The following is a 12,922-nucleotide window of genomic DNA, read 5'->3' as shown; positions in this document are numbered from 1 at the left end:
TATTTTTAATATAATGGCGAATATTTGTTCAATGGAGTCCGCGTTATGACCACTACTGCACCTACTCAATCACTATCAAGCGATGCGGTACACAATCGTAACTGCTATGCCTATTTTCTTCAATTAAAACCCGCACTAAATCCTACCCTTATAAACTTACTGCCCGAACTTGAGCAATTAGAACTGTGCCTGCAAGAGACTTATAATGAAAATACGCCTTATGGAAACTTATACTCATCCATTCTTGCTTCTCTAGAACAATTAATTGAAAATGAAGTGTCCCTTACTGATGATCAAAATGACTCATTAGATGAATTAGTTAAAGTTATTTACCACAATGATAACCACATCTTGGAGCAGGAGTTAGCAGGATGGATAAATGCGCTTTCTTCACAGGCTCGTCCTTTAGAATCCAACATCAGTAGCTTAATTAAAAAACAGTTAATTAACTCCGAAAATGTTGTAAACGAAATGTCTCCTGTTGATGCGGAGGGAGTATTTAATCGTCTACTTTCTATATTTTCACGAAATTTTAAGCCACAATTATCTACAAATATTCCAACGATTAAAAACTTTTCCTATAAAACTACTGATGATGCACTTGAATATCGTTTTAGCACGCAAGCCCAACGACATAATGGCCAGGAACGTGTAAGCCCCCTCTTTATGCGCTGGTTGAAAATCAATGCAAAAGAATCATCACGAGAGATAAATCATATTTACTTTAATAATTTGGGCTATCATCGAAGTGATTTAGATATTCCTGGTTCGAAAGAACGCGACTTAACTCTTACGCTCCATAAGTTAGAAGATGCATCTGAATTAAAAGTGATGGTGATTACCCTACCTGCGCATGAAGGAATAATGGCTTCCCATAATTATCAAATTACTGATGATAAAAATTCCTATGATGCTGTATTTAATGAGCTTTGTGAGATTGCAAAAGGTAAATCACATCAAAGTGGGGTTTCTGATTTAATTATTAGCCCTAAAGCTAGGGCTATCTTATTTCGAAGCTCAGAAGAGGAACATAGGATACTCACAGAGCTATTGGAAAAAAGTTTTAAAATACAAGGTATCTCATCAGAAAATTCACTTTCAACAGCACAAAAACAAGCTGTTTGGCTCCATTTTATAAAATATGAGCTAACAGATTATATAATTAGAACAATCAATCCTAAGAGCTATAATTTTTCATGCAAAGACGCAATTGATCGAGGCGCGGTGTCCTCAACCTATTATAATCTACTCAAATCCTTTGAATCTAGTTATCCGCTCTCCAAAGAAGAGTTTGAACGCTCTTTAGATGCCGCGGCAGCAATGGTCAAGGGACGTGGAATGAACTTTCACCGGCGGATTATATGGAACGCCTTGGATAGTTATATTAATGCACATTATAATGAATTAGTAGCAGACTCACGCAAATCATGGTTAATTTATTGGCGTGATATGAATTGCCCTCATTTACGTGTTAAAGCATTGCTCCCTCTTCGGATTGAGCAAGGAATACAGCTACTCGCGCTACCCCAAATAAACCCCTCAATTAAAGTGGTTGGTAACCAATTATTTACTATGATGGGCACTTTAAATGATCTAAATATCAATGGAAAGCGACTTTTACTTGAAGCGGTTTCGCGCACCGCTGAATTAATCATGATGCCATCAGAACAATCCATCAAGAATTATGAGCTGCTGGCCAAAGAATTAAAGGTGAAACATCCAAAACTCATTAATATAGTGGGAATTATGGAGATGATTTTAGGGATTATCCTCTATTTGCCTTCATTTGGCTTTTCTCAATCATTAATCACACATGGAAATGCTCTAAGAAAAAAAGGCTTTTTTGCAGAACAATGCGAAGAATTATCCAAAGAAATGGAAAATTTCTCAAAACAGTTCACACTATAGTTTAGCTGCTTATAACTAATAATACGTACTTGCTAAATAATACACTCAAATTATCGCTATCAAGCCGCGATAATTTGGATCTCTATAGGATACACACTACTTATCTTAGCAAGTAAACTTAAGTTAGAGCCAAAGTTACTTGAAACCAGGTTTTAAAGCGCGTTGATAAATTAACGGATTTTATAAAATATAATATTTTACTTGCTTCTCTATGAATTTGTGATTAAAAATAGTCATTATATGGAAATTCTTAACAACAGGGAGTAAGCTATGGCGACGACAAAACACAAGCTTGCAAAGTTAGTACAAGCAGATAAGGGAGTACAACCAAGCCCTCCAAATGCAGAGTACGTACTTTCACAATTACAATTTTCTGATGCAGCAAAAAAAATCATATTAGACCCCAATTCGTTTGATCAAAATACCAAAGGCCTCGAATCAATTGCTCCATCAAATGAGTTGTTAATCCAAGTTAGAAATAGCCTGGAAGCCATTATTGACTCGCTAGAGCAAAATCCGAGCATACTCACATCAATCACTAAATATTGGGGTAGTCTCTCCTTATGGGAAAAGATTTTTGGTGGACTGTTAGTTACAGGCCCAACTTTAGTGGTAGGTGTTGCTGCTAATGTTGGTTTTCTTATTACTCTAAGTGGTTTAAGTGCTGGTGCCTATATTACTGGCGGTATCGTGTTTGAAGATCATTTTGAAAACACAAAAATAATTACGGAAAAACTAAAACGAGGCGTTTTTGAGATTGCTGATGTCCTTGTATTAACCATTCGCTCTTTAGACATTATTCGTCAAAAACTAACTACTGAAGTTGAAAAGTTTCAAGAAGAAAATAAACGACTGACGTCTAATATCAATAAATTATCTGATGAAGTCTCTGATCTTAGCGTGCAAATTGAAAGCTACATGATCACAGAAAAACATTTGCGACAAACTAAAGAGCAACTGGAACACACGGCCGAAGAACTAAAAATAGATCTGGGCCGTAATCAACAAAAATATGATACGGCTGTAAATGAAATAAGCTCTTTACAAAAACATCATGAGCGTTGCACCCAGCTATTAACATTACAGGTTGATGAATTAACTGTAAAAAGAAAACAATTAGAGGACGAGTTAGAAAAAACCCGCAAACTTACATCAACATTGCAAGTAGCAGTACAAACTCTTTCAAGTACTGTAATTAATGATGCCCAGCAACGAGACGCTTTCCAAGAACGGTTAGAAAAATTTGTAAAAAATAAAGAACAAAGTTTTACTCAAGTTGCCGACCGTATTTGTTCAGCAGAATCAGAGTTGATCTCGGTTAAGAAACGATTAGAAGAGAGTCTAAAACAGCATGAAGAGTTAATGGAAAAACAAAATCAGTTGATTATACGACTGGAGATGATCGATCAATTAGTCCCAGCACCTCCTGAAACTCGAGACGATAAAATAAATATTAATGCGCTGTGTGCCCATGGCTTTTTGGGAAAAAACTTACAATTATCACCTAAAGAAGCTAAGCCAGGACTCGAACAATCGGCAAACAATATATAAGTAAAAGTTGTGGTAATTATTTTCTCCTGCTTTACACACGGGCATTCAAAGATGAGAGAAAAAATATTATACCAACGACCCGCGGCTTGTCCGCGGGCTTCAGGAGCACGGAAAGTACCCTAGAGTTGTGAATCCTTTTAATTTAAGCTATTGTTTAAAATTAAGATTTAGAGTTTGAAATCATGATGGAACCATACAAAAAACTAATAAGTATCATAAGCAATAATGAAGAGCTTATGGTGCAACAGTTACACTATTTTTGTGAGATTAATTCCGGAACTACTAACTTACACGGACTTGCTCAAATCGCTACAGCGTTAAGTGATGCGTACAAGCCCATCGCTGATGCAATTGAGGTAAAAAAACTCGCTCCTTTATCCGTAATTAATATGTCAGGAGCGGAGGCTATAGAAAGTTGTGGTGATGCCTTGTTCATTAGAAAACGTCCTCATCTACAACGCCGAATATTACTGAGCGGACATATGGATACTGTATATCCCGCCAATAGCTCTTTTCAAAAACTAACCTACATTAATGATAACCATGTCAATGGTCCCGGTGTTGCCGATATGAAAGGTGGGTTAATCGTAATGCTGCATGCCTTAACTGCTTTTGAGCAAACAGAAGCAGCAGCACAATTAGGCTGGGATGTACTAATCAATTCTGATGAAGAGATTGGCTCACCGGCCTCCAGCATTCTTTTTGATGAGCTAGCTTCTCATTACCAAGCCGCCTTAGTTTATGAGCCCGCAATGACACCGACAGGAACATTGGCCAAAAACAGAAAAGGCAGTGCTAAATACACGTTAATCGCCAGCGGTAAAGCTGCTCATGCAGGCAGAGCATTTGCTGAAGGTAGAAATGCTATTTGTTACTTAGCGGAGGCTGTTTGTGAAGTTCATGCCCTAAACGGCAAACGTGAAGGAGTTACGATTAATGTTGGAAAAATTGCCGGTGGTGAAGCCTTAAACGTCGTTCCAGATAAAGCAGTTGCAAAACTCGATATCCGCATCAGTCAACCTGAAGATGAAATATGGGTTAAAAATGAGCTTGCTAAAATTGGTCAGAAATTAAAACGTGCTGATTATTCATTAACAATGCATGGTACTTTTGGTAGACCGGTCAAGCGAGTATGCGCCGGTACAGAACGTTTATTTCAACGAGTTCAACACTTAGGAAAAGAGCTGGGTTTAACCATTGACTGGAAAGATAGTGGTGGCTGTTGTGATGGGAATAATCTAGCCCGACATGGCTTACCTGTTTTAGATACCTTAGGAGTACGAGGTGGAAATATTCATAGCCATGACGAATATATTTTACTGGATAGTTTGGCTGAGCGAGCAACGTTAAGTGCCTTGCTTTTGCTTGATTTGGCACAGGGTGGTTTAGAGGACTTAAAAAAATGATGTTATTTCGCAGCGCGCTTGATTCTGATTTAGAAGCAATTCATGATTTGGCAGAACAAAGCGGTATAGGGATGACGACGCTTCCTAAGGATATTAATCTATTAAAAAAACGGATCGATTGGTCCTGTGCATCGTATAAAAAAAAGATAGTCCATCCCAATAGTGAGTACTATCTTTTTGTTTTGGAAAACCAAAAAAACAAAGAGCTTGTCGGGGTATCAGCAATTGAAGCTCGTATAGGTCATGATACGCCTTTTTATTCTTATAAACTTTCCAAGCGCACACGAATATCACGTACTTTGAATATACGCAGTGAGTATGAGGTATTAAGTCTAGTAAATGATAATCAAGGGCGCAGTGAAATATGTACCCTCTTTTTGAGTCCTAAATATAGAAAGGACAATAATGGGCTATTGCTCTCTAAGGGACGTTTTATTTTTATGGCTCAATTTCCGGGACGTTTTGCGCCGATTGTGATTGCCGACATGCGCGGTGTCTCCGATAAGCATGGGCGCTCACCCTTTTGGGACAATGTGTGTAGCCATTTTTTTCAAATGTCTTTTGCTGAAGCAGATAGACTGACCTTAGCCACAGATAAACAATTTATTGCTGATTTAATGCCACGAAATCCAATCTACGTCAAATTACTTTCGGAAGAAGCACAGGCAGTCATTGGTCAGCCACATCCATTAACTGCCCCAGCTATGAGTATTTTATTAAAAGAAGGTTTTCGTTATAACAATTATGTTGATATTTTTGATGGGGGCCCTACTCTGGAAGTGCCATTAAACGAAATAAAAACAGTTAAGTTAAGTCGTTTAGTTACCGTTGGTAGTCTAAGTGATGAAGTAAGTAGCTCGAATTATTTACTAGCAAATGCTCAATTAAATTTTCGTGCCACCATCAATACCGCATTAGTTAATAAAGAGCACAATACCTGTATTCTCAGCAAAAAAACTGCTGATCTACTACAGGTAAATCGAGGGGATGTAGTGCGTGTTTCTCCTTTACAAATTGCGACCACACCTTAGGAAGCTTAAATATGATGCAAAGCAAAGGTCAATACATTAATGGACAATGGGTAAAAAGCAATGGCTCTGCTTTAGAGTCCATTAATCCCAGTTATGGCACGGTATTCTGGCAAGGAACTAGCGCCACAGAAGATGAAATTTCTGGAGCAGCAGACGCGGCTCATCAAGCACTACCAGCCTGGGCTGCCTTTGATTTTGAACAGCGCGCCCAATACACCAAAAAATTTGCTGAACAAGTAGAAAAAAAGCGAGAGCAACTCGCGCTACTGATTGCTCAGGAAACAGGAAAACCACTATGGGAATCACAGACAGAAGTAAGTTCTGTAGTCGCTAAAATTAACATATCGATTCAAGCCTACCAAGAGCGTACAGCAGCAAAATACAATGCAACAGCTGAAGCAAATGCTTGTCTACGTTTTAAACCTCAAGGTGTTGTTGTTGTCTTAGGTGCTTTTAATTTTCCTGCCCATTTAAGTAACGGGCATATTGTCCCCGCACTGTTAGCCGGGAATACGATTCTTTATAAACCTAGTGAACATACCCCTGCAGTAGCTGAACTAATTATGCAATGCTGGCATGATAGTGGGTTACCCGCTGGGGTAATTAATTGCATCCAAGGTGATGCTCACTCAGGCAAAGTGCTTTTAGCTCAAGATATTCAGGGCGTTTATTTTACAGGCAGTTATCCAACTGGATTACGCATTCATCAACAATTTAGTGCTCGACCTGAAGTAATTCTGGCCCTGGAAATGGGGGGCAATAATCCCTTAGTTATTGATGAAATTAGTAATATTAATGCGGCAGTATATCATACCCTATTGTCTACCTTACTTACCGCGGGACAGCGTTGTACCTGCGCTCGTCGAGTTATGATTCCTGATACAGTACAAGGCGATGCATTTCTTAAACGCTTCATCAAAGCCTGCCAATCATTAAAAGTAGGTCCCTATGATCAACAGCCAGAACCATTCATGGGACCGGTGATTAGCCATGACCAAGCATTAAAACACCTACAGAGTCAAAAAAAATTGCTTGAATCTGGAGGCGAATCCTTATTATCTATGAGCCTATTGGCAGAAAATACAGGTTTGCTTTCTCCAGGTATTGTCGATATGACTAAAGTGATTAATCCTGCTGATGAAGAGATTTTTGCACCCCTAGTTCAAATTCACCGCTACACCCATTTTGATGAGGCGATTAGCCTTGCGAATCAAACACGTTATGGCTTGGCTGCAGGTCTTCTGAGTGATAATGAAGCAAATTATCAGCACTTTTATCAGAGGGTTCGTGCGGGATTAATCAATTGGAATAGACCAACAACAGGAGCCGCAAGCAGCCTACCTTTTGGCGGAGTTGGTTTTAGCGGCAATCACCGACCCAGCGCCTATTTTGCTGCCGATTATTGTGCTTATCCAATAGCTAGTATGGAGCAACCTTTATTAACAACGCCAACGCAGAAATTACCTGGCATTATATTGGATAGCAAATGACAATGTATGAATTAAACATGGATGGCCTAGTTGGTCCGACCCATAATTACGCTGGCTTGGCTGCGGGTAATATCGCATCGACAAATAATGCACTTAGCATGGCTAATCCACAAGCAGCCGCGCGTCAAGGCTTAGAAAAAATGCGTCTCTTGCATAATATGGGACTGAAACAAGGTGTATTACCACCTCATCAACGCCCAAATCTTGAGTTACTACGACAATTAGGTTTTCAGGGTAGTGCTGCAGAGCAAATAAATAAAGCATTTAAAATAGCACCTGAGCTTCTTAGTGCCAGCTATTCAGCATCTAGTATGTGGACTGCTAATGCAGCAACAGTTTCGCCGAGTATTGATACTTTAGATCATAAAACTCATTTTACCGCGGCCAATCTAATCGGTAATTTGCATCGCCACCAAGAAGCCGATTTTTCGCAAAAACTGCTGCAATTTATCTTTGCTGATGCGAACTATTTTAGCCATCATCCTATATTACCTCGCTCAACAGTTACTGGTGATGAGGGAGCGGCGAACCATAGCCGTATCTGCCAGAACCACGCACAACGCGGGATTCATCTTTTTGTCTATGGAAGAAAAGCATTAACAAGAGGAGAGCACTCTATAGGCCCAAGCAAATACCCTGCTCGTCAAACATTGGAAGCATTTGAAGCAATTGTTCGGAATCATCAATTACCAAGTGAACAGGTTATTTTCGCTTGCCAAAACCCTTTTGCGATTGACCAAGGTGTTTTTCATAATGACGTTATATCTGTTGCAAATGAGGCCGTATTTCTTGTCCATGAGCAGGCATTCTATAACCAAGAAATAGTTTTGAATGAATTACGCGAAAAAGCATCTTTTCCCTTATCCATTATTGAAATCACCAAGGAGCAACTGAGTATTAAAGATGCAGTAGAATCGTACCTATTTAATTCACAGATTATTAGTTTAGCGAATCAAAATGAGATGATGCTGGTCGCACCGATTGAATGTGAAACTAATCCTCGCGTTAAGCTTTGTATTGATGAGTTACTTATCGATAAGCAAAATCCAATTAATTCTGTGTATTATATGGATCTTAAGCAAAGTATGCGTAATGGTGGAGGCCCTGCTTGTTTAAGACTGCGTATTCCTCTGCAGGAACAAGAGCTTCAAGCAATGCACCAAGGTGTTTTAGTGAATAATCAACTATTAGATACCTTAGATAGCTGGGTATTAAAACATTACCGTACTGAATTAAGTACAGCAGATTTAGTGGATCCACAGTTAATTACCGAGAGCTTTCAAGCTTTAGATGAATTAACGCAGATACTTAAGCTTGGTTCCATCTATCCCTTCCAAACAGAATAGATGCACTGCAATGTGGAAAACAAAGTTTGGCAAATGTATTTATGAATCACCTTCAGGCTATAAGGTTTATCAAAATTTTTTTTATCGTTGGTTAACCTTAGGCTCGACCGCGCTTCAAACCGTAATTAACCGGCGCCATCCACAAAAGCCAGTACTCCATTATTTACCGGCTTTAACCCTGATGGCACGTCAATATCCTGGTCCAAGTTGTCTACTTGGGCTTGGTGGCGCAGGAATCCCATTAATGCTATCTACAGAACAGCCGCCACCTCCATTAGTGGTGATTGATAAAAGTGATGAAATAATTGATATTGCAAAACGCTTTTTTATTTCAGAAGAACTTAAGAACCTGACAATCATTCATGAGGATGCCAAGAATTATGTTACCCAAACTCAAGCGACGTATGCACATTTAATGATTGATCTTTACAACGCCAACTATTTCCCTCCTGAATGCAACAATGAATTATTCTTTAGCTCATGCCAAAGAATAATCGCTCAAGATGGTTTTTTAGCGCTCAATCTTGCCAATATTAGAGAACAATGGCCCCTATTCCTGCTAGTAAAAAAATACTTTAAACACATTCTAGTAGTCCCCATTAAAAAAAGCGCCAATATGGTGATCATCGCCTCTAATGAGGAGAGTAAAGAGCATTTTTTTCAACGAGTAGGAAAATCAGGGGAGTTGAAAAAAATTATGTGGGTCGAATCATGGGATTATGTAGGTGATTTATAGTAACTCATAGAAAAGGCTGAGCTTGAAGCCATTACTAGATTCATCTAAAAAAAGGCTGTTTTTTGTAAATGCCTACCGAATTCCTGGGGTCAATGTGGTTTTTCTTAACTTGGTGGCTATGACATTACGCATCTGAACCTAAACACGCCATAAATACCATGAAGCAATGCTTCGATAAGGACTCCAACTCTCCCCTAGTTTTGCTAATTCTTTAGGCGTAGGCTGTTTATCTAAAGATTTCATTCGCTTATATCCCTCTCGAATCCCAAAATCATGAACGGGAAGCACATCCAAACGCCCCAGATTAAAAATTAAAAGTATTTCTACAGTCCATGGTCCAATTCCTGGTAAAACCGTAAGTTCACGAATCAAGTCTTCATTTGATAATTCTTTTGCCTTGGTAAGGGTAGGAACAAAACCACTAAGGCAAGCCTCCGCAATCGCCTTTATCGTATTAATTTTCCTCATTGAAAAACCGCATTTCCTTATTACTTCACTCTCAATCGATAAAATCTGTTCTGGCTCAGGAAATTTATCTTCAGGAAATAAAGCCAAAAAACGTTTTAGAATTGCTTCAGCCGCCCTACCATGCAATTGTTGATGCGCAATTGTACGAATTAAGGTCTCATAAGGCTCTTCAGTTAATTTAGGCTCTAATCTACAAGAACCAACCCGCTCAATGATTAACGACCAATCAGCATCTAAGTCAGATAGGTAGACACATGCCTGCTGATAAACTGGATTAGAGTATTCTTCATCATTTGCTGCCATTCTTGCTCCCATGCTCAAATCCAATACCGCATAGAGATACATTGGTAAGTTCTGAAACACTATCACTTTTACTGATAATACACGAAATTTTACACCCTATACACAGAGTTATCCACAGATTTTGTGGATAAGATTCCCGTGAATTCAATAGAAAAAACAGCCGAAAATCCTTATAAAATAAGGGCTCTAATTAGGTTAGAACAAGATATCAGGAATTAGTGAGATTGAATGAAATTAGAAATATCCACAGGATCTTATTTCAATAGAAATAAAGTCCAGGTATCTTATCAAAGATAGAAATAAAAAACAGTATTGACTTTCAATATTTTAAAAATATATTTGAACTAATTATTAATAGTGTAGCTAGGCGCTCGCAAGCAGGTTTCCTTAACGGTAACCAAACTAAATAGAGGGAGTATAGTCTAGTTGCAAGCAACTAGACTATACAACAAGATTAAATTTCCATTAAATCTTTTTCTTTATTAGCTAATAATACATCCACCTCAGCAATGTATTTATCAGTTAATTTTTGAATTACTTCTGTAGCACGACGTTCATCATCTTCAGAAATAGACTTATCTTTAACCAAATCTTTTAATTGGGTATTCGCATCACGCCTAATGTTACGAATAGAAACTTTCCCTTGTTCGCCTTCATTACGGACAACTTTAATCAACTCTTTTCTACGCTCTTCTGTCAATGGAGGCATAGGTACACGAATTGCAGCTCCAGCAGTAGATGGATTAAGTCCTAAATCAGAAGTCAAAATTGCTTTTTCAACAGCAGCAACCATAGACTTTTCCCAAGGAGTAACCATAATAGTTCGTGAATCACTTGCTGTGATATTCGCGATTTGGTTTAGCGGGGTTGGGGTACCATAATAATCAACATGAACATGATCCAGCAAACCAACATTAGCTCTTCCAGTACGAATCTTTGTCATATCAACCTGCAATGATTCAATGGTTTTTTTCATGCGTCTTTCTGAGTCTTGCTTAATCTCATTAATCATTATTCGCTCCAACTATAGTTCCTACACGTTCGCCCTCAACAATGCGCTTTAGCGCATTAGGAGCAGCCATATCAAACACCTGTAATGGCATGTTTTGATCTTGGCATAAACAAATTGCCGTAGAATCCATTACCTCTAAGCCTTGAGTTAATACCTCTTTATAAGTTAAATAATCATAACGCGTGGCATTAGGATTTTTAACAGGATCTTCGGAATAAACCCCATCTACTTTAGTCGCTTTTAAAACCACATCAGCGCCTATTTCAATAGCTCTCAAACAAGCAGCGGTATCAGTAGTGAAAAATGGATTCCCTGTTCCGGCTGCAAAAATAACTACATGGCCGGTACGCAAATGAGTAATCGCTTTACGTCTGTGGTAGGAATCAACTACTCCCATCATGGGAATAGCTGACATAATACGAGCAGGTAAATCGATACGCTCTAAGGCGTCTCGCATTGCTAAAGCATTCATAACTGTAGCCAGCATCCCCATATGGTCACCGGTTACACGTCCAACTCCAGCTTGAAAAAGCGCTTTACCACGGAATAAATTGCCACCACCTAATACCAAGCCAACTTCTACACCCATTTGAATTAGTTCAGCGATGTCTTTGGCTAAAGTATCTAAAACCGCAGGATCAATACCAAACTGTGACTTACCCATAAGGGCTTCGCCACTAAACTTCAGTAGAATACGTTTATATTTTAGTTTTAGGTGACTTTCATTCATCATGAGCGAACCTGAGCCATTACTTCTTCAACAAAGTTGTCTTCTTTCTTCTCAATACCTTCACCAACTTCATAACGAATGAATGCAGTGACTTCGGCATTTTTTTCTTTTAAAAGCTGACCAACTTTCATATCTGGGTTTTTAACATAAGGTTGACCCAATAGACTTACTTCATCAACAAACTTGTTGATTCGACCTTCAATCATTTTATCGATAATTTCTTGTGGCTTACCACTTTCTTTAGCTTGAGCAGTGAAGATTTCTCGCTCATTTTCAATTGTTTCAGTAGAAACTTGGTCACGGCTAACAACAATTGGCTTGCTCGCAGCGATATGCATCGCAATATCTTTAGCAAGCGTTTCGTCACCATTTTTCAGGGCAACCATTACACCAATTCGAGAACCATGCATGTAATGACCAATAACTCCATCAGTGCTCTTACGCTCGATACGGCGTAATTTAATATTTTCACCGATCTTAGCAACAAGCTCTTGTCTTGCTTGCTCCACTGTAATACCAGAATCTAATGTAAGCGCAGATACTTCTTCTATGGTAGTAACTGAGCTGTTTAATGCAGCTGCAGCAACTTTGTCTGCAAAGCTAGTGAAGTTCTCATCGCGAGCAACGAAGTCTGTTTCACTGTTGATTTCGATCATTACCGCTGAACGTCCATCAGCGGAACGAGCAATAATAACCACACCTTCAGCAGCAACGCGATCTGCTTTCTTATCAGCTTTTGCTTGACCTGCTTTACGCATTTCAGTAATAGCAGCTTCAATATCACCATTGGTAGCGATCAGGAATTTTTTGCATTCCATCATACCAGCACCTGTGCGCTCGCGTAATTCCATGACTAATTTTGCACTAATTGACATCTTAATTTCTCCGCATAGAAAAAAGGGGCTGAGTTAGGTTTTAAAACCTACTTGCCCCTATTCATA

The 12,922-nt window shown here is 38.9% G+C and carries 11 protein-coding genes; 7 read left to right on the top strand and 4 right to left on the bottom strand.

The window, feature by feature from the left end; genetic code table 11:
* The first annotated feature begins 45 nt into the window (after window positions 1-45).
* The 7 genes from E1P08_RS01120 to E1P08_RS01090 all read left to right on the top strand — a co-directional run bounded on the left by E1P08_RS01120 (window position 46) and on the right by E1P08_RS01090 (window position 9,468).
* On the top strand, window positions 46-1,908 hold the full coding sequence (locus E1P08_RS01120; protein WP_133135185.1) for a hypothetical protein: 1,863 nt from the start codon (window positions 46-48) through the stop codon (window positions 1,906-1,908).
* Window positions 1,909-2,178: 270 nt separating this feature from the next.
* Window positions 2,179-3,459, top strand: coding sequence for a LegC2/C7 family Dot/Icm T4SS effector (locus E1P08_RS01115; protein ID WP_133135184.1), 1,281 nt, complete (start codon window positions 2,179-2,181; stop codon window positions 3,457-3,459).
* 182 nt (window positions 3,460-3,641) lie between these two features.
* The gene (locus tag E1P08_RS01110; protein WP_133135183.1) at window positions 3,642-4,865 is read left to right on the top strand and encodes a hydrolase; all 1,224 of its coding nucleotides are present in this window, start codon (window positions 3,642-3,644) and stop codon (window positions 4,863-4,865) included.
* Window positions 4,862-5,896, top strand: a complete 1,035-nt coding sequence (gene astA, locus E1P08_RS01105; protein WP_133135182.1) for an arginine N-succinyltransferase — start codon at window positions 4,862-4,864, stop codon at window positions 5,894-5,896. Before E1P08_RS01110 ends, astA begins: the two co-directional genes overlap by 4 nt.
* Window positions 5,897-5,907: 11 nt before the next feature.
* Window positions 5,908-7,386 carry a succinylglutamate-semialdehyde dehydrogenase gene (astD, locus tag E1P08_RS01100; RefSeq protein WP_133135181.1) on the top strand — a complete coding sequence of 493 codons (1,479 nt, stop codon included), beginning with the start codon at window positions 5,908-5,910 and terminating at the stop codon, window positions 7,384-7,386.
* On the top strand, window positions 7,383-8,732 hold the full coding sequence (gene astB / locus E1P08_RS01095) for an N-succinylarginine dihydrolase (RefSeq protein ID WP_133135180.1): 1,350 nt from the start codon (window positions 7,383-7,385) through the stop codon (window positions 8,730-8,732). The genes astD and astB overlap by 4 nt, the downstream gene beginning before the upstream one ends.
* 10 nt (window positions 8,733-8,742) lie before the next feature.
* A complete protein-coding gene (locus tag E1P08_RS01090; RefSeq protein ID WP_133135179.1) occupies window positions 8,743-9,468 on the top strand; it encodes a spermidine synthase in 726 nt (241 codons plus the stop codon).
* Window positions 9,469-9,606: 138 nt separating this feature from the next.
* Here E1P08_RS01090 and E1P08_RS01085 read toward each other — a convergent pair whose 3' ends face one another.
* The 4 genes from E1P08_RS01085 to tsf all read right to left on the bottom strand — a co-directional run bounded on the left by E1P08_RS01085 (window position 9,607) and on the right by tsf (window position 12,856).
* Window positions 9,607-10,239 (bottom strand): DNA-3-methyladenine glycosylase family protein, encoded by a 633-nt coding sequence (locus tag E1P08_RS01085; protein WP_133135178.1) that lies wholly within the window; start codon window positions 10,237-10,239, stop codon window positions 9,607-9,609.
* A gap of 454 nt (window positions 10,240-10,693) precedes the next feature.
* Window positions 10,694-11,251, bottom strand: a complete 558-nt coding sequence (gene frr, locus E1P08_RS01080) for a ribosome recycling factor (protein WP_133135177.1) — start codon at window positions 11,249-11,251, stop codon at window positions 10,694-10,696.
* Window positions 11,244-11,984, bottom strand: coding sequence for a UMP kinase (pyrH, locus tag E1P08_RS01075; protein ID WP_133135176.1), 741 nt, complete (start codon window positions 11,982-11,984; stop codon window positions 11,244-11,246). Before pyrH ends, frr begins: the two co-directional genes overlap by 8 nt.
* A complete protein-coding gene (tsf, locus tag E1P08_RS01070) occupies window positions 11,981-12,856 on the bottom strand; it encodes a translation elongation factor Ts (protein ID WP_133135175.1) in 876 nt (291 codons plus the stop codon). The genes pyrH and tsf overlap by 4 nt, the downstream gene beginning before the upstream one ends.
* Between the last annotated feature and the right edge of the window lie 66 nt (window positions 12,857-12,922).

The sequence above is a fragment of the Legionella rowbothamii genome, from assembly GCF_900639985.1.
Taxonomy (GTDB): domain Bacteria; phylum Pseudomonadota; class Gammaproteobacteria; order Legionellales; family Legionellaceae; genus Legionella; species Legionella rowbothamii.
The sequence above is the reverse complement of the archived record's forward strand: the minus strand, read 5'-3'. Positions and strand labels throughout refer to the sequence as shown.